The organism is Alistipes sp. AM16-43, from assembly GCF_003435745.1.
GTDB lineage: Bacteria > Bacteroidota > Bacteroidia > Bacteroidales > Rikenellaceae > Alistipes > Alistipes onderdonkii.
Window position 1 is genome coordinate 245,719 of record NZ_QTUQ01000002.1, and the last position, 17,485, is coordinate 263,203.

20 protein-coding genes and 2 pseudogenes are annotated in these 17,485 nt (G+C 56.0%); 13 read left to right on the top strand and 9 right to left on the bottom strand.

Annotated features, from left to right (window positions below; all coding sequences use genetic code 11):
• Positions 1–5: 5 nt before the first annotated feature.
• Complete coding sequence (gene mobB / locus DW189_RS04210) at positions 6–1,298, bottom strand: conjugal transfer protein MobB (RefSeq protein ID WP_117506979.1); 1,293 nt, start codon at positions 1,296–1,298, stop codon at positions 6–8.
• Positions 1,283–1,708: pseudogene (gene mobA, locus DW189_RS14590) on the bottom strand (conjugal transfer protein MobA). Before mobA ends, mobB begins: the two are co-directional and overlap by 16 nt.
• A gap of 581 nt (positions 1,709–2,289) precedes the next feature.
• Between mobA and DW189_RS04215 the strand changes: the two are divergent.
• From DW189_RS04215 to traN, 13 genes and pseudogenes are all read left to right on the top strand, one after another.
• A complete protein-coding gene (locus DW189_RS04215) occupies positions 2,290–3,063 on the top strand; it encodes an AAA family ATPase (RefSeq protein WP_117506980.1) in 774 nt (257 codons plus the stop codon).
• On the top strand, positions 3,056–3,439 hold the full coding sequence (locus tag DW189_RS04220) for a DUF3408 domain-containing protein (protein WP_015546610.1): 384 nt from the start codon (positions 3,056–3,058) through the stop codon (positions 3,437–3,439). Before DW189_RS04215 ends, DW189_RS04220 begins: the two co-directional genes overlap by 8 nt.
• A 2-nt stretch (positions 3,440–3,441) precedes the next feature.
• Positions 3,442–4,179 carry a hypothetical protein gene (locus tag DW189_RS04225; protein ID WP_117506981.1) on the top strand — a complete coding sequence of 246 codons (738 nt, stop codon included), beginning with the start codon at positions 3,442–3,444 and terminating at the stop codon, positions 4,177–4,179.
• 200 nt (positions 4,180–4,379) lie between these two features.
• Positions 4,380–4,637 (top strand): DUF4134 domain-containing protein, encoded by a 258-nt coding sequence (locus DW189_RS04230; RefSeq protein WP_019150812.1) that lies wholly within the window; start codon positions 4,380–4,382, stop codon positions 4,635–4,637.
• Between the two features lie 3 nt (positions 4,638–4,640).
• On the top strand, positions 4,641–4,955 hold the full coding sequence (locus tag DW189_RS04235; RefSeq protein ID WP_018697353.1) for a DUF4133 domain-containing protein: 315 nt from the start codon (positions 4,641–4,643) through the stop codon (positions 4,953–4,955).
• Positions 4,956–4,959: 4 nt separating this feature from the next.
• A pseudogene (locus tag DW189_RS04240) lies at positions 4,960–7,464 on the top strand (TraG family conjugative transposon ATPase).
• Positions 7,465–7,481: 17 nt separating this feature from the next.
• Positions 7,482–7,616: a hypothetical protein gene (locus tag DW189_RS14595; protein ID WP_259295429.1), complete on the top strand. Its 135-nt coding sequence runs from the start codon at positions 7,482–7,484 to the stop codon at positions 7,614–7,616.
• Positions 7,617–7,885: 269 nt separating this feature from the next.
• The gene (locus tag DW189_RS04250; protein ID WP_055203594.1) at positions 7,886–8,518 is read left to right on the top strand and encodes a DUF4141 domain-containing protein; all 633 of its coding nucleotides are present in this window, start codon (positions 7,886–7,888) and stop codon (positions 8,516–8,518) included.
• A 9-nt stretch (positions 8,519–8,527) separates the two neighbouring features.
• A complete protein-coding gene (traJ, locus tag DW189_RS04255; protein ID WP_181969294.1) occupies positions 8,528–9,547 on the top strand; it encodes a conjugative transposon protein TraJ in 1,020 nt (339 codons plus the stop codon).
• Between the two features lie 13 nt (positions 9,548–9,560).
• Positions 9,561–10,184, top strand: coding sequence for a conjugative transposon protein TraK (traK, locus tag DW189_RS04260; RefSeq protein ID WP_018696888.1), 624 nt, complete (start codon positions 9,561–9,563; stop codon positions 10,182–10,184).
• A complete protein-coding gene (locus DW189_RS04265) occupies positions 10,174–10,431 on the top strand; it encodes a hypothetical protein (RefSeq protein ID WP_117506983.1) in 258 nt (85 codons plus the stop codon). The genes traK and DW189_RS04265 overlap by 11 nt, the downstream gene beginning before the upstream one ends.
• Positions 10,412–11,641, top strand: coding sequence for a conjugative transposon protein TraM (gene traM, locus DW189_RS04270; RefSeq protein ID WP_409012325.1), 1,230 nt, complete (start codon positions 10,412–10,414; stop codon positions 11,639–11,641). Before DW189_RS04265 ends, traM begins: the two co-directional genes overlap by 20 nt.
• A 1-nt stretch (position 11,642) precedes the next feature.
• Positions 11,643–12,548, top strand: a complete 906-nt coding sequence (gene traN / locus DW189_RS04275; protein ID WP_117506985.1) for a conjugative transposon protein TraN — start codon at positions 11,643–11,645, stop codon at positions 12,546–12,548.
• A gap of 224 nt (positions 12,549–12,772) precedes the next feature.
• Here the strand turns inward: traN and DW189_RS04280 are convergent, their stop codons facing one another.
• From DW189_RS04280 to DW189_RS04310, 7 genes are all read right to left on the bottom strand, one after another.
• Positions 12,773–13,015 (bottom strand): hypothetical protein, encoded by a 243-nt coding sequence (locus DW189_RS04280; protein WP_019150800.1) that lies wholly within the window; start codon positions 13,013–13,015, stop codon positions 12,773–12,775.
• Between the two features lie 114 nt (positions 13,016–13,129).
• Positions 13,130–13,393: a hypothetical protein gene (locus DW189_RS14215; RefSeq protein WP_147326491.1), complete on the bottom strand. Its 264-nt coding sequence runs from the start codon at positions 13,391–13,393 to the stop codon at positions 13,130–13,132.
• Positions 13,394–13,443: 50 nt separating this feature from the next.
• The gene (locus DW189_RS04290) at positions 13,444–15,168 is read right to left on the bottom strand and encodes a ParB/RepB/Spo0J family partition protein (RefSeq protein WP_117506987.1); all 1,725 of its coding nucleotides are present in this window, start codon (positions 15,166–15,168) and stop codon (positions 13,444–13,446) included.
• A gap of 18 nt (positions 15,169–15,186) precedes the next feature.
• Positions 15,187–15,417, bottom strand: coding sequence for a hypothetical protein (locus DW189_RS04295; protein ID WP_117506988.1), 231 nt, complete (start codon positions 15,415–15,417; stop codon positions 15,187–15,189).
• Positions 15,414–15,671, bottom strand: coding sequence for a hypothetical protein (locus DW189_RS04300; protein WP_117506989.1), 258 nt, complete (start codon positions 15,669–15,671; stop codon positions 15,414–15,416). The genes DW189_RS04295 and DW189_RS04300 overlap by 4 nt, the downstream gene beginning before the upstream one ends.
• A gap of 47 nt (positions 15,672–15,718) precedes the next feature.
• Complete coding sequence (locus tag DW189_RS04305; RefSeq protein WP_117506990.1) at positions 15,719–16,723, bottom strand: fusion protein; 1,005 nt, start codon at positions 16,721–16,723, stop codon at positions 15,719–15,721.
• Positions 16,724–16,742: 19 nt separating this feature from the next.
• Entirely contained in the window at positions 16,743–17,018 is a 276-nt protein-coding gene (locus tag DW189_RS04310; protein WP_117506991.1) for a hypothetical protein, read from the bottom strand.
• Positions 17,019–17,485 lie beyond the last annotated feature (467 nt).

Sequence of the window (17,485 nt, forward strand, 5' to 3'; positions counted from 1 at the left end):
GATTGTTAAATTCTTTTCCGGATTTTCCGCCGCCGCTTCTTCCTGCGGGGGAAGAGCCGGTATTCGGGAGCTGTTTCCCACTCCTTTTCGGGCTTATATTCCATGAGTTCGCCTATTACGTCGGGCATCGAAACGTAGTGGGTCTCGATGTACTCCTCGAACTCTTCGACCGAAGATAGTCCCGGCTGGGGCGGTTCGAGGGGTGCCAACGGCCGTAACTCTTCCTGTATGGGTGTGGACGACTCTTGCTCCCGACCGTTGAACCACGCCTCGAAAGCGTCGGCCGCATACTCCTTTCCGAGCCGGGAGCCGTTGAACACCTGATGTGTCGTGCGGTCGATGAAAGTGACTCCGTAAATCCGCCCGGCATCGTTCTCCCGGAAAACTGCGTCGATACCGTTTTTCCGAAGTTCGGCTGTGAACTCCTTGCGGTTGCGGCTTCCGCTCCGGGCACGGTCGATTTCGCGGCGTGTACGGTCGAGCGTTTCGGGATGTTGCCGAAGCCGTTGTTTCGAGGCGTCGAATTTTTCTTCCAGCGCCTTCCATCCGAAGAAATCGCCCAGCCGGGACGCTTTGACCGCGGCTCCCGTGCGCTGCCCGTCGTCATCGAGCACGTGGTAAACGAGCCCCCGATACGGTCGACCTCGTACGTCTCCTCGGACCTCTTCGGCTGCGAGGCCATAGCGTTCGAGCAGCGTATTGAACTCCGCGAGGGACTGGAATCCGTACTGCTGTTTGAGCGTCATCACGACGTTGCGCAGCTGATGCTTCAGATCGCTCCGAAGGTAATCGACCCGGTGCAATTCTTCCGGTTCTGTTTGCACGCCGCCGTCTTCGGGCACATGCAGGCCGTACTCGTGTTCCAACTCCCTGCAAACCGCCATGGCGCGCCGCAGTTCGTTGTTGTGGTCGATCTTCCGGCCTTGCTCGTCCACCCTCACCGAGACGACGTGCATGTGTCGCCGTGCGATGTCTTCGTGCAGAAAGACGACGTAGGGCTGGCGGCCGTATCCCATACGTTCCATGAACTCGGCGGCAAGTCGTGTGAGCTGCGCTTCCGAAAGCCGGTCTTCGGGCGAGGGGTTGAGCGAGAAATGCACGACCGGTTTTCGGACTCGGGGATTGAGCGCCGTGTAGTACCCGAAGGCTTCCGCACACTCCTCGATACTGAATCTGCCGTCGCTGCATTCGGGTATTCCCTGCATGTATAATATCCGGCCTTCGCCGGCTTCGACCTTAATGCGGTTATACTGGAGTACGCCGTAGACATTGGCCCCGGAGTTTACTTTCGGCACCATTGCAGCAGCTCCTTCGTAAGTTCGACGACCGCCTTCACGAGTTGTTCCAGCCGTTGCGTTTCGAGCGTCAGACGGTAGAGATAGGCCAACGCTTTCTTATCGCCGAAGGTCGTGTGTATGGCTTTGACGCACTGGTTGTAGTTCACCCCGATAGCCCGGAACTGGGCGTAAAATCCCGTCAGCCGGACATAGAAATCGTAGGTGTTCTTGTCTCGAACGACGACCGTAAAAGGTCATCCGAAGATGCGGTGGCAGATGAAATCGGCTTTATTTTTCATTCCGGAGTGTTCGTACATGCGCAGGAAACGCTCGTTCTGCTCGCTTGTCAGGCGAACGTAATAGCGGTGTATGCGCGGATCGTCGAGGGCTTTGCGGCCCGCGGCGGAGGTCGGTTTATCGGCAGCATCCATAGGGCATCGGTGTTTTGAGGTTACGACTCGGGAGTAACCGTCCGCCGCGCCGCAGGTCGCGGCGGCACTTTCGGCGGCTCGGAATATTCCGAGCGGCTGAAAGTACCCCTTGCTATATGCGGGCGCATATAGAAATCCGGCCAGGGGCCGGATGAAGGTGCGCGCCTTCGGCGTCGCAGCGGGATTACTCCTTTCGGAGGCAAAGGTAGAGCGTTTTATTTTATGTTGTATCAGATATATACCTGCCAACGGACGCCGATACGCGCCTTTGGGCGCCACCCGTTTTCGGAGCCGTCGAACGGGGGCGTTTTCTCATTTTCTTTGTGTGCGGATCAGTACTTACGAATCTACCTGCCCGCGTAGTCTCTTACTCCCGTACATCCGTCATTGCGCGGCTATGCGGATACGGATGTAGATGTCTGCATAGATGCCGTGGTTTGTATGTAACAGCTTACATCCGTATCTGCCGACAAAAGTATGTGAATCCGCAAAGGCGTATGAATCGCCGAAGATACGTGAATACGCAAGTACGTATCCGCGTATCGGAACAAGTTAAATATTAATCGCTTAATTATTCTCGTATGGAACAGAACCCGTTATGCATCGCTTTCGCCTCCCAGAAAGGTGGCGTCGGCAAATCGACCCTCACGGTGCTGGCCGCCTCGTGGCTGCACTACCTGCACGGCATCCGCGTCGCGGTGGTGGACTGCGACTACCCGCAACACTCCATCCTCAAACTTTCGAACCGCGACAAGGCCGTCGTGCAATCTTCGGCGATCTACGGTAGACTCCTCGTTTCGCTCGCCGAGAACAAAGGGGTGAAGCCTTATCGTATTCTCTGCTGCAAACCTTCCGAAGCGATGCTCGAATGGCGGAAATGGGCCGCCGTCGCCGAAGAACGATACGATGTCGTGCTGTTCGACCTTCCGGGAACGGTGGGCAATGAAGGCGTCCTCTCCACGATCGTCGAGTTGGACTACCTCTTTATTCCGATGAAGGCCGACCGCATTGTACTGGAAAGCACGCTCAATTTCGCCTCTGTTCTCAACGACCGCCTGATCAAGACGGGACGGGCGCATCTTCGGGAGCTGTTCCTGTTCTGGAACTTGGTGGATCGCCGCGAGCGGACGCCGCTCTATGAACAGTACGAGAAAGTCCTCGATCAGTTGGGGCTGCGGCATCTGCGCACGCATATTCCCGTGCGGAGCAACTTCAACAAGGATATTCAGGAAGCGGGCGGCCCGGTGTACCGGTGTACGCTGCTGCCGCCCGACCGGGCTTTCGTCGCCGAGTGCGGTTTCGACCGCCTGATGACGGAGATCTGCGCCGTTCTGAAACTTCCGAGCCATGAGTAGCAGGAAGGCTCCCGCCCAACAGGAGATCGACGAAGAGTACCTGCGCAGCCTGATGGCGGCCCCGGAGCCGGCGGCTTCTTCGTCGGATACCGAAGTGTCGGAACAGGCGGAAACCCCGGCTTCGGAGCCGCGCGTCAGGCGTTCGGATGCGGAAGACTATGCGTCGCGGTTTCTGAAGAATACTCCTTCCGAAGCGCGGCAATGCGTCTATATCGACCGGCGGCTGCACCGCAAGATCACGACCCTCGTGGGCGTTGCGGGCAACCGGCGTTTTACGGTCGGGAACTTCATCGACAACGTATTGGAACAGCACTTCGAGCGGCACCGGACGGAAATACGGTCGCTCTGCTCCAAAGGACTCAATAAAATTCTATAAGGATGACACCCGTTATGAAAATCACGGAAGCCCTCGTCGTGCTGTTCCTCGTGCTGTTCTGCTACCTGTTTCTGGATAAGTTCCTCTTCCGGGGCGAGTTGGGCGAGATTTGCTTCGGGCCGACGTGCCGGGCGCTGGCGCGTTGGCATCGACGGCAAGCCGACCGTCTCGACCCGCCACGCCGCCGCAGGCGTCGGACGGCAGCCGTTACCCCTAAAGACGATGCGCTGGTCGTCACCCGGGACTACGGCGCCGGTCAGCGGACGCCAGCACGCGCCGCGTCACGCCACTCCCGGCGCAAGGGGAACAATTCAGACAAGAGCGACCATACATTTGTACCGGCAAGCGACAGCGATAAGGAACATCGCGCTGTGCAAGCGACCGTTCAGGGGTGGATACATAAGGAACCTACGGCGCTCACCGCGGAGGAAGAGAACACCCTGATGCGCGAAGCTGCGACCGAAGAGGTGATGGACATAGGATGCGAAACGACGGCCCCGCCTGCCGGGACGCAGAGTTTCTCTCCGCAACAGTTGGATTGCATCCTCGCCTTGTGCAAGGGGCAGGCCGTGCCTGAAGAGCAGCGGCAAACCCTGGCCGGAGTGCTGCGTGACATCCGCCATACGGAAGTGCAGCGTACACTCATGGACGCCATCTCCGGCGCCAGCCCGATCATCGCCCGTTATCTGGACGATGCCGAGAAGGAAGCGGCGCAGCGTATGGCTGCCGCTCCGAAATAGATTGTTCAACTTAAAAAATGCGAAGCTATGAAAGCTCCCGGATACTACGATTCAGGCTGACGGCAGGATGAGCAGCACGCATGAATCACGGGCCCAGCGCCCGGAGAGAAAATCTGAAGTCGAATTAAAAAACACAATCATCCATGAAAAGAAAACTCATTTTCAGTTCGGCATGAATCGCCGTATGACTGCTCGCCACGGTGCAGCACGCCGCAGCGCAGCAAGGCAACGGCATGGCCGGCATTCAGGAGGCTACGCAGATGGTCACGTCGTATTTCGACCCGGCGACCAAGCTGATCTACGCCATCGGCGCCGTCATCGGCCTGATCGGCGGAGTGCGGGTCTATCAGAAGTTCAGTTCGGGCGATCCGGATACGTCTAAAACCGCTGCGAGCTGGTTCGGAGCCTGTATCTTCCTGATCGTCGCCGCCACGATTCTGCGTTCGTTTTTCCTTTAGACGATGGCCGAATATCCGATCAATAAAGGCGTGGGCCGCCAGGTGGAGTTCAAGGGGCTGCGGGCGCAGTACCTCTTCCTCTTCGCCGGCGGCCTGCTCGCCGTTTTCATTCTCGTAGTCGTACTTTATATGGGCGGAGTCGATCAGGTGGCATGCCTTGTCGCGGGCGTGGGGCTGGGCGGTGCGCTTGTGGCGCTGACCTTCCGTCTGAACCGCAAGTACGGGGCTTACGGACTGATGAAGCTCCTCGCCGCACGGCGGCATCCGCGACGTATCGTCTCCCGAAAAAGTGTGGCAAGAATTCTAAACCGACATTAGAAACATGAATAACACCCTGAAAACCGAAACCCTCGAACGGAAATTTCCGATCTGAAAGGTCGAACACGATTGTATCCTCTCCAAAGACGCCAACATCACGGTGGCGTTCGAGGTTACGCTTCCGGAGTTGTTTACCGTCTCTTCGCAGGAATATGAAGCGCTGCACGGCGTATGGCTCAAAGCGGTGAAGGTGCTTCCGGACTATACCGTGGTGCACAAGCAGGATATTTTCGTTCAGGAGCAATATCGTTCCGACATCGGGAAAGATGATTTGAGTTTCTTGAGCCGGTCGTTCGAGCGGCATTTCAACGAACGACCTTTTCTGCATCATACCTGCTACCTGTTCATTACGAAGACAACCCGTGCGCAAAGCCGCCGTCAGAGCGATTGCAGTGTGCTGTGCCGGGGTACGCTCGTCCCGAAGGAGTTGCAGGACAAAGATGCGACGACGCGCTTTCTGGAAGCTGTGGAGCAGTTCTCCAGCATCGTCCGCGAGAGCGGCCATATCCGGCTGCGGCGTCTCGGAGCGGACGAGATTGCCGGGACTCCCGAATCTTCGGGAATCCTCGAACGTTATCTCACGCTGTCACCGTCCGGGAAGACTCCGTTACAGGACATGCGTCTCGATCCCGACCGGATGTGGATCGGCGACAAGGCGTTGTGCCTGCATACGCTTTCCGATCTGGACGACCTCCCCGGCAGCGTTCGTACGGATGACCGCTACGAACGCCTCTCGACGGAGCGTTCCGATTGTCGGCTTTCATTCGCCGCTCCCGTAGGATTGCTGCTCTCATGCAATCACATCTACAATCAATATCTGTTTTTGGATAACAGCGACGAAAACCTCAGGCAGTTCGAACGTACGGCCCGTAACATGCAGTCGCTCGCGCAGTACAGCCGTTCGAACCAGATCAACAAGGAATGGATCGACGATTACCTCAATGAGGCGCACTCCTTCTCTCTGACCTCGATACGCGCCCATTTCAATGTCATGGCATGGGGCGAAGGGAGCGAGGAGCTGAAGCAGATCCGTAACGATGTCGGGGCGCAGCTGGCGCTTATGGGGTGCACGCCGCGTCATAATACTGTGGATGTTCCGACGCTTTTCTGGGCGGCGATCCCCGGCAACGAAGGGGATTTTCCCGCCGAAGAAAGTTTCTATACGTTTCTCGAACAGGGCTTGTGTCTGTTTAACGAAGAGACGAACTATCGCTCATCTTTGTCGCCTTTCGGCATTAAGATGGCGGATCGGGTGAGCGGTATCCCCATTCACCTCGATATCTCCGACTACCCGATGAAAAAAGGATGGATAAGCAACCGGAACCGTGTGGTCATCGGGCCTTCAGGGGGAGGCAAAAGTTTTATCCTCAATCATATATGCAGGCAATATTATGAACAGGGCGCACATATCGTGATTGTCGATACGGGAAACTCCTATCAAGGATTGTGCTCGCTTATCCGGCAGAAAACCAAAGGTCGGGATGGGATATATTTCACCTATCAGGAGGATGCCCCCGTTGCCTTCAACCCCTTCTTTGTCGAAGACGGAGTGTACGACGTCGAGAAGCGCGAATCGCTCAAGGCGCTGTTGCTGACTTTGTGGAAGCGCGAATCCGAGGAACCGACACGTGCGGAAGAGGTGGCCTTGTCGAATGCCGTGAACCTATACCTCTCGCAACTCAAGACCGGCACTGCGGTCACACCTTCGTTCAACACCTTCTACGAGTTCGTCGCAACGGATTACCGCCGTCTGTTGGAAAAAAAGCGCGTCCGGGAAAAGGATTTCGATATTGAAAATTTTCTGAACGTTCTCGAACCCTACTATCGTGGCGGGGAGTACGACTACCTCTTGAACTCTGACAAGCAGTTGGACTTGTTGGATAAGCGATTCATCGTCTTCGAACTGGATAATATCAGCGAAAACAAAGTCCTTTATCCTGTCATTACACTGATTATCATGGAGACCTTCCTTACAAAGATGCGGCGGCTGAAGGGTATTCGCAAAGTTTTACTGCTCGAAGAAGCATGGAAAGCTATCGCCAAGGCGGGCATGGCGGGATTTATCAAGTATTTGTATAAAACCTGCCGCAAGTATTTCGGCGAGTGTATGTGCGTAACGCAGGAGTTGGACGACCTGCTGTCGTCGCCCGTCCTCAAGGAGAGCGTCATCGCCAACTGCGACTGCCGCATCCTTTTGGACATGCGTAAGTATGCTAACAAGTTCGACGAGATTCAGGAGTTGTTGGGATTGAGTGATAAGGAACGCAATCAGGTGTTGTCGATCAATCGGGCCAATGACCCCAAGCGCCGCTACAAAGAGGTGTGGATCGGACTCGGAGGCGTACACTCTGCTGTCTATGCTACCGAAACGAGTCTTGAGGAATACCTCTGCTATACCACCGAAGAGACTGAAAAACTGGAGTTGCAACGTCTCACGGAGAAGCTCGGCGGCAATATCGAGCTGGCCATACGCCAGTTGGCCGAGCAAAAACGCAATGAAGATCATTAACCTAAAAACCGAAAATCATGTTCATATCCAAAAAAGAACTCGCCGCGCGAGACGAACGGCTGCGCCGGGCGCAGGAAGAGATCGAGTCGCTGAAACAGACCATCCGGGAGTTGCAATCCGAGGTTGCCGACGACCGTATCTGCGGCTGCTGAAAGAACGAATACGGAGAGCGGATCACGATCCGCAAAACGGCTCCGGGATATGCCGCGACGCTTTTCTGCGGCGAACGTCCCGTGCGGGACATGGTCATTCTCAAACGCGATGACAGTCTGTGGCTCCATGTCTTGTACGGGCAAACCGGCGGATGCGTCATTCATCACACGACCAACGATATTCTGCATATCGGATGTTTCGGGCTTTTCGTCCGCGACGACCGGCCGCAGCGTATAGGAACGGAAGTAATCCTTCAGGCTCCGGTGCGATGGGACGGCGAATAGGCTTCGGCCTGCTGGCAGCGATGCTGCTGGCAGGTCATCCGCTTCGGGCGCAGTGGGTCGTGAGCGACCCCTCGAATCTGGCGCAGGGTATCGTGAATTCCACCAAGCAGGTCGTCGAAGCATCCCGGAACGGAAGTACGCTGCTTCAGAGTTTTCAGCAGACGGTAAAGATTTACGAGCAGTCGAAGAAATATTACGATGCGCTGCGGTCGGTGCATAACCTCGTCAAAAGCGCCCGTCGTGTGCAGCAGACGATGCTGCTCGTGGGCGACATCTCCGATATATACATCTCGAACTTCCGGTCGATGCTCGACGATACGAACTACTCGGCCGAGGAACTCACGGCAATGGCCGCAGGCTATACGAAGCTGCTGTCGGCGAGTGCCGACCTGTTGAACGACCTGAAGCAGATCATCACTCCGTCGGGGCTTTCGATGACCGACAAGGAGCGGCTGGATATTATCGACAGGATCTATTACGAGATGCTCGAATACCGCAATCTTACGGAATATTATACGCGCAAGAATATCTCCGTGTCGTTCCTGCGCAGCCGTCAGCGCGGGGATTCGGAGCGTGTGCGGGCCTTGTACGGCGGCCATAACGACCGATATTGGTAACCTATGACGATGCCATTAGCCGTAGAGTGGACGAACCTGCATCAGATTCTCCGCTCGTTGTACGCCGATATGTTGCCGTTGTGCAGCGATATGATGGGCATTGCCAAAGGACTCGCCGGATTGGGCGCCTTGTTTTTCATCGCATACCGGGTCTGGAAATCCCTCGCCGCCGCGGAGCCGATCGAGGTATTCCCGCTGCTGCGGCCCTTTGTGCTGGGGCTGTGCATCATGGCCTTCCCGACCCTCGTATTGGGGCCTTTGAACGGTCTGCTGTCACCTATCAGCAATGCCACATCGCATTTGGTCGATCGACAGGCGTTCGATCTGGAGAAATACCAGACACAGAAAGATGAATTGCAGCGTCAGGCGATGCTCCGCGATCCGGAGAAAGCCTATCTTATCAGTAATGAAGAGTTCGACAAACGGCTTGACGAATTGGGCTGGAAGCCTAAAGACCTCATGGCGATTGCCGGGATGTATGCCGAGCGAGCCGGGTATCAATTCGGTCAGAAAGTCCGTGAGGCATTCCGGGCGTTTCTGGAAACGCTCTTCCAGGCGGCATCGCTGACCATCGACACCGTGCGGACGTTTTTCTTGATTGTCCTGGCGTTACTGGGGCCCGTGGCCTTCGCCTTCTCCGTGTACGACGGCTTTCACAATACGCTGGCGTCTTGGTTGGCACGCTATATCTGCATCTATTTGTGGCTGCCCGTCAGCGACCTGTTCGGTGCGATCCTTTCGCGCATCCAGATTCTGATGCTCCAGCAGGACATCGAACGACTGCAAGACCCGACGTTCATACCCGACGGAAGCAATACGGTCTATTGCATTTTTATGATTATCGGAATCGTCGGATATTTCTGCGTGCCGACCGTTGCGTCGTGGGTCATTCAGGCCGGAGGTGCCGGAAGTTACGGCGATAAAGTCGCAGGCGCAGGACGTGCCGTGGCGATGGGCGCTGCCGGAGTCGCCGGAGCGGCGGTCGGAAATGTCGGAGGCCGTATAAAAGGGGCTTTGAAGAAACGATAAAACGTAATAAAATATGGAATTCAAAACATTGAAGAATATAGAATCGTCCTTTCGCCACCTGCGGCTCTTCAGCATGCTCTTTCTGGGAGCCTGCACGCTGATCTCGGTGGCGGCAGTGTGGACATCCTACCGCTTCGCGGAAGCCCAGCGGCAGAAGATCTACGTACTCGATCAGGGCAAGTCGCTGATATTGGCCCTCTCGCAGGATATGGCCCAGAACCGTCCCGTCGAAGCCCGCGAACACGTGCGGCGCTTCCACGAGCTCTTCTTCACCCTCTCTCCCGACCGCGAGGCCATCGAAGGCAATGTCCGCAGGGCGCTGTACCTTGCGGACGGAAGCGCCATCGCCTATTACCAGAGCCTCGCAGAGAAGGGATATTTCAACCGCATCATCGCCTCGAACGTATCGCAGAATGTCGTCGTGGACAGTATCCGCTGCGATTTCGACTGCTATCCCTATGCCGTGGAGACCTTCGCACGGCAGAAGATCGTCCGTGAAAGCAACGTCACGGAGCGGACGCTCGTCACGACATGCCGCCTGCGAAATGCCGTACGCTCGGACAACAACCCGCAGGGATTCCTGATCGAAGATCTGCGCATTCTCGAAAACAAAGACCTCGGAAGTTATGAGCGCTAAGGATTTACAGACGCGGGCCGAAGCGTGGCTGAAGGCCCGCATGAAACGTCTTACGCCGCGCCAGCGGCTCGGGCTGGTTACTGTGCTGCTGCTCGTCTATGCGGCGGTCTCCCTGATGATTCTGTTCGGTGGAATGCGGAGTCGGGAGACGTCGATTCCCGCCGTCGAACACCTCCGGCAGCCACTACTGCCGGAAAGGAGCCTGTTACCTCTAAACACGAGTGAAGATGACACGCAGGAGCGATAACGGAGCAGTTGAAAAACTGTCGCAATTTCTCACACCGCAGCACCTCCGGCAACTTAAGTTCGCCGGCGTCGTGACGGTGATGACACTGCTGTGCGGCATTTTCCTATGGTACCTGTTCGCCCCGAAACCGGCTCCGCAGCAGGCGGGAACGGGCGGATACAATGTTACGATTCCGGAAGCGACGGTAAAGCCGACGGAAACGGACAAACGCAAGGTCTACGAACAGGAGCAGTACGAGCAGCAGCGGCGCGAAAAGCTACAATCGTTGGGTGATGTTATGGACGACCGCTTGCCTGTGACCGGGGAAATGGCGGATGCTACAGTTCCGGCAGCACCGACGGCGATCGACGAATCGGATGCTGCCTACCGGAGGATATCGGGTGAAATGGCGGCTTTCTACACCCCGGCCCCTTCTTGCGGCAATACCGAGGTCGAAGCACTGAAAGAGCAGGTCGCGGCCCTGCAATCCCAACTCGACGCCGAGCGGCAGCAGCCCGACCCGCTGGAGCTGGCCGAGGAGCAGTACAAGCTCGCACGGAAGTATCTCGGCGGCGGAGTGGCCGTAGATGAAGAAGCTGTTGAGCCGACGAAGCAGCGGAAGGATTCGCGCCTGTCGGTCATGCGGCCCGTTCGGGAAGGTGAGGTCGAAGCCTCGACGCTCGATCCGCGGGCGGATTTCGCCGTCGAACGCAACTTGGGATTTCTCACGGCGGCAGGTGGCGTCGCGCATGCCGATACTCCGACCGTCAGAGCCTGCGTCGCCTCGACGCAGGTCATACGTGCCGGAAGCACCGTGCAACTGCGGTTGCTGGAAGCCGTGCGTATCGACGGAGTGACCATTCCCCGTAATACGCCGCTATACGGTCTTGCGACGATCTCCGGGATGCGGCTGCAAGTCATGGTGTCGTCCGTCGAATACGGCGGGCGGATCTTCGCTGTCGAAGCCGTGGCTTACGACCTCGACGGCCAGCCGGGGCTGAACGTCCCGAACTCCCGCGAACGGACGGCCCTCAAAGAGGCGCTGGCGTCCGTAGGACAGACTGCCGGGACGAGTGTAAACGTCACCCGTTCGGCCGGGCAGCAGGTGTTGTCCGAGCTGGCCCGCGGAGGATTGCAGGCTTCGTCGCAGTATGTCGCCGGGAAGCTCCGCGAGGTGAAGATAACCCTCAAAGCCAACCATCAGCTATTATTGATTTCAAAACAGCAGTAAAATGAAAAGAGACCTTATTTATCTGCCCCTGATCGTCTCCGCAATCTGGGCAGCACACGCTACGGCGAAAGCCATGCAGGACGGGCCGCAACAGATCGAACCCCGAAAGATCGAAGCGGGATTCACCAAGACTGTACACATCCTCTTCCCGTCGCCCGTGACCTACATTGACATCGGCTCGATGGACATCATAGCAGGCAAGGCCGACGGAGCCGAAAACGTCGTGCGGGTGAAAGCGGCCGTGCGGAATTTCGCAGCAGAAACCAACCTGACGGTCATCACCGAAGACGGAGGATTTTTCACTTTCGATGTCCACTATGCCGAGAATCCGGCTGTTTCGACCCTCAATCTTACAGTGCAGGAACCGCAACCAGAAAGTATGAAGAAACCGGCAGCCGTGGGCTATCCGCAGCCAACGGCCCCAGCATCCGAAGGCCGGGTGCTGCTGCGCGAGGTAGGGCGCGAGAAACCTGCGACCATAAAACGCATGTTGAGCGACATATACCGCCAAAACCGTACGGACGTGAAGGGCATTCGCACGAAAAAGTACGGTATCGGGGTCGAAGTGCTGGGGATTTACGTGTTCAATGACGTGATATACATGCACACCTGTATCTCGAACGACACGAATATCTCATTCGAGGTAGATGCACGACATTTCATTGTAGCGGATCGCAAACTCACCAAGCGTACGGCACAACAGCAGTCGACGCTCGAAATCCTGCGCGTATGCAACGATCCGGCAGTCGTGAGGGGACACCAGCGTCAGCGGACGGTATTCGCACTGCCCAAACTGACGATCTCCGATGACAAGGTGCTTTTGCTGGAAATCATCGAGAAAAACGGAGCCCGGCATCAGACGGTGGAAATACCAGCCAAAGAGTTGTTAGAAGCAAAACTGCTGTAACGGGAAAAATAAGATTCGATGTTCGTACACTTTCTAACGGCTATTTGCCTGACAATGGGAATATTGTCGGTACTGGTCGCCATCGGACTATGTTGGTTGATCCTCTTTCCGGAGTATCCGAAACACAGATATTGATCCGGGGTTGAACCCAATTAAAAGGCCCCGGTTTTACCGGGCCACTTTTAATATTTTACAACTTACAATTCTCTGGTGTGGCAGGCAGGTCATTCCACGACTTGTCCGCCATAGTGCAATGTGCATATTTCACGATGTATCTGCCGGCATAGCAGCTCGATAACCCGTTCGGAAAGATCGTGCCGCACCGTGTGCATGAAGCGGCGGTTCTCGATGCGGCTGAACAGGCTTGTGCCGTCTTCGGCGACGGCGCAGCAGATTTGCTCCTCGCGGAAACGGTCGTAATCGGTGAAATATTCCACATCGGGAGCGATACGTATATAAGATTTCATAGGTTCGTCAGATGATGTTTTGACACAATTCGGGGTGGCGGTATGGCGGGAGCCGCGGGCGTCCGCCCGTTCGCGTCTGCGGCAGTCATGCCGCAGACGGAAACCGGGACTTATTTATGGTGTCGCAAGGTCGTTGAATCGCAGTTCGATAGTTGTCAGCAACAATCCCGGCGGACAGAAATAAGTGCCCCTTATGTCCGATTCTTCGGAGAAGATATGCACGGTATAACGGTGTTCGCCTCGTTGCCGGGAAATCCGGATACTCCAAGTATGGCCGTTTCGGCGTGCGAAAAAAATGTGATTCCCCGCACCTACATGGATCAGATCGAAAACGGCGACTCCATGCCGGCGAAGAGCGTCGATAAATTCTTTCAACATGATTCATTCGGTTTTATGGGGACGGCCTGCGGGCCGTCCCCGATCAGAATTTAGGCGGCTTTCTTTGTCGTTTTCTTGGTGCTCTTACCCGTTTTGCCCTCTTTCTTGGCGGCTTTGGTCTTGGCTTTCTCCTGCGCTTCGGCCACGGCAATACGCTCGTCGAGACGGTCGTTGCGTTTCGTGTATTCCTCGTCGAACTGAGCTTTCACAACCTCGTATTTCTCTTTGTGGTGCAAGGCTGCAAATTCCATCAGCAGTTGCTTCCCCGTTTTGTCGAAACCGATGTCGGATGTAAGGCTTTTTACAAGAAAATCACGGGTGATGAGGTCGCGTTGTTCGTCGGTCAGCGCATTGACGACAGCGATTTTCTGTTCGGATGTCAAATAATACGCTTCGGGAAATCCCACGGCGGCGAGGTGTTCGCGCCGCAGGCTTCCGAGCATGATGTAATAGAGAATGTTGTCTTCCAGCTGGGTAAACGGCGTCGGGGCGATCTCCTCGTCGCGGACGATCTGCCGGACGGCTTCGACGGTTTTTTCGTGTGCGAGTTCCGTGTTGCGGATTTTCTTCTCCTCAAGGCGGGCGATCAGTTCCCCGGTAGATTCCCTGCCTTTGGCGGCTTGGTTCACATAGACCAGCCGGGCGTCGTCGCGCGAGGTTTTGACAAAAATCCGGATCGCCCCGGCGTCGTGCTTGGCCAGCAGGTCAGCGGTCTTTTCCTCGGCGGCCTTTTTCTGCTGTTCATAGATCTGCATTGCCGCGGTATAATCGGTATCGGTGGCATAATCCGCCGGACATGGTTCCGCGGGTATAGCGGGCATTTCCTGTACCTGCCCGTATTCGAACGACTTGCATTCGACCCCGTTTTCGGTCATATGCTCTACGGCCTTATCATGGTCGTCGCATCCGTAACGATCTTTGCAAAGGATGAATTTCGGATTTTGCGCGAGCAGTTCTCCGCTTTTTCGCTCGATGAATTCGCGGTTTTTGGCTTCGAGACATTCCCGGTTCGTACACCGTCCGCTTCCCGTGGCGAACATATCGTAGGTATTTGCGTTGTACTTGCATGCGGCACACGCCGTCTGGTCGAAGCGATACCGGGCCAGGTCGTTCGTATAATGGGCGTCCACCATTCGCTTGAACTCCTTTACGGAGTATTTCCGCCACCCCTCCTCGTCTTTGAGGCGGTCTTTGCAGATCGTCTTTTGCAGGTCTTTCCCGTATCGTGCCAACTCCATAGCGAGACCCAATGTAATAGAGTTTTCGCGCAAAAGTTTTTTGATGTCGGGGATCAGTTCGTCGAGTTTCATCCGGTAGTAGATATACTGCTCGCTCTTGCCGAAGCGTGCGGCCACGGCGGCGGCATCTCCTCGGAGGGTCTGCATGGCGGCTTTGTAGGCTTCGGCCTCGTCGAGCGGCGGCATCTCCTCGCGCTGAATGTTCTCCGAGAGCGCGAGGTCGAAGATCGCCCGTTCGTCCGCGGGAGCGGCATCGACGATTGCCTCGATCTCGGTCTGGCCGAGCAGTTGCACGGCGCGGTAGCGGCGTTCTCCGCAGACGATGATATAGCCGCCTTGTTCTGCGGCTCGCACCCGGATGGGCTGAATAAGGCCGTGTGTGGCAATGGAGGCGGCCAGTTCCGCGAGGGCGTTTTCATCGTAACTCCGCCGCGGATTGTAGGGGTTGGGGCGGATTTTGTCAATGGAGAGCAAAACGGTCGACTTCGTGCTCTGGGCGGCGGTTGCGGTCGTGGTGTCGGTTTCGTTCGTTTTCATGGTTTGATGATTTTAAGATTATTTTGAAAGGTATTTGATCAATTGCTTGTGGCGGTCGTACGGTATTTTGAACAGCAGGTAGGTAATGCCTATGCCGTTACGGGATGCGTTGTGGAGGAGTTGCCGTAGATCGGGGTCTTCCCCGGCCGTGACGCCGAACACCTCCGGCATGTATTTTTCCGGCAACCGTGTGCGCATCATGTAGTCGAAATCCGCCGTGCGCTGTATGATTTCTTCGTATGATTTCATAATAAAGTCGTTAAGAATGAGAGGATCGAATCGCCGGACATGGCATGCGCGTTGTCCCAATTCCGCCATTGCTGTCCGTCCTTGTTTTGTAACGAGAGGTTGAAAAGAGGGTCTTTCCCCTGCGACCATTTGCCGGAATAAATCCGGATGCTGAAAGTGCGTACATGGCCGCTGAAATCGAAAAAGGCGGTGTATTTTTCTTTGCCGTTGATCTCCAGCAGGAGCGCGGCGATAGCTGTTATCTGTTCGTTCATGGTTTCGGGTGTTGTGGGGCGGGCGGATGCCCGCCCCGGATTGAATGTTATTTGAGATAGGCGGCCAATGCGCTGCGCACCTCTTGTTCTCGGCGTTTGGAGAAAATCCACCCGGCGCACCGGGTGCCGTCGTGCGTAAGGTAGGCGCGAAACAGCCCGTTCAGATCGCGGAGCGTGTCACGCAGGGGTTTCGTATCGCCGAATACGGCGATCGACTTCGCGGAGTATTCCACGATCTCGACACGTGCGTCGGCCACGGTTTCGGGGGCGGCGGTCTGCACGGGTGCAGGGTTCTCGATGCATACATTGTCGGAATTTCCGGCCACGACGGCGAAACGCTTGATAATGCCCTCTTTGTCGCGGCACGATTCCTTACTGACCTGCCAGCCCGAATAGCGGTGCGTACCAAGGTAATAGCCGTGCCCCATGCTGTACTTTTCGCGGTGTTCGTACTCGGCATTACGCTCGGCCAGGTGTGCCGTGCCCTCGAACCGTGCCGCGGCCTTGCGCATTTCGGGGAACAGATCGCGCGTGTGGGTCGAGAATCCGAGGATCACCGTGCGCACGATACGCGAGCCGAAATAGTCCGTATAGGGGTCGCATTCGCTTTCATGCTGTTCGCCGATGATGACGGCCACGGCATTGTCGGGAACGATCTGCCGCAGACGCTCCGCGCCGATGGTGCGTAACCGTTCCGCGTCTTCCGCCGCCGCACGTCGGGCGGCTTCCTGCTCGGCTTTGAGGGCGTCGGCACGAGTGCGGAGCGCCGCGACCTCGGCGGCATCCATAAATTCGGGGTGCTCGTCGTCGTAATAGTGCCCGATACCGAATTTGTCCCGCAAGGGGCGGATCAGATCGGCAGTGTGCTCCTCGGCGGTTTCGGGGTCGATCAATCGGTAATTGTAACCGGATTGTGTGTGTTCGATTCCGGCCACGACCATGCGCTGGCGCATGTTGTAAGGGCCGTCGAAAATGACGATCTGATTCTCCCGCACGTTCTGTACGTCGGTGTCGTAACTCTTTCCTGCGAATAACAATGTGACTTTTCCCATAGTTGTAAGGTGTTGAATGTTAGTAAAACAGCCGCAGAAGAAACCGCACGAGGACGACCCCAGGGGAAAGGACGAGACGCACGATGTCCCGACACCGCCGCAAGAACCATAACGAGAGGCAGAAGCCCCAAAAACCGCCCGCGCCGAGATAGATGCCCGCGAGAAATTTGAACGCCGCAAACGCGCCGAAAAGCGCAGCCGCGAAACCTACCGCAGACCTCCAAAACCCGCAGATGCCGGTGGGAGCGGTGCCGCTCCGTTTCAAAATTTCCCGTATGTCTTTGTGCTGTTTCATAACTACGACCTTTTTTTTATGCCGTATGGGCCGCGTTTGCCTTGCTTCCGTTTCTGGGGGCTATATTTCAGAGGGGCGGAATACAAACAAGATTTCAGGACAAAAAAATCAGCCGCAACTTGTACATTGCGGCTGATTTATTTGTCTGAACCCGAAGGGCCCCGATCTTGGTTGTTTTCCGACCCCCTGCCATAGCTTCGCCCACGGAAACGGAAGCAAGGCAAATGCGGTGCATAACGTGCTAAACGGGGAGTAGGTAGTCTCGGAAACAGCACAAAGACATACGAGGAATTTTCAACCCGGATATAAAAAAGCAGATATATCTGAAACATATCTGCTTATTTGTCTTTGGCAAGATTGTATCATATTGTCGGCAGTCAACGATTGCAAGCTACTACCTGTTGTAGCAAAGGCATTTACCAGTAGTCGCGCTCAAACTTTTTTGGTAATTCGTGCATGATTTTGAT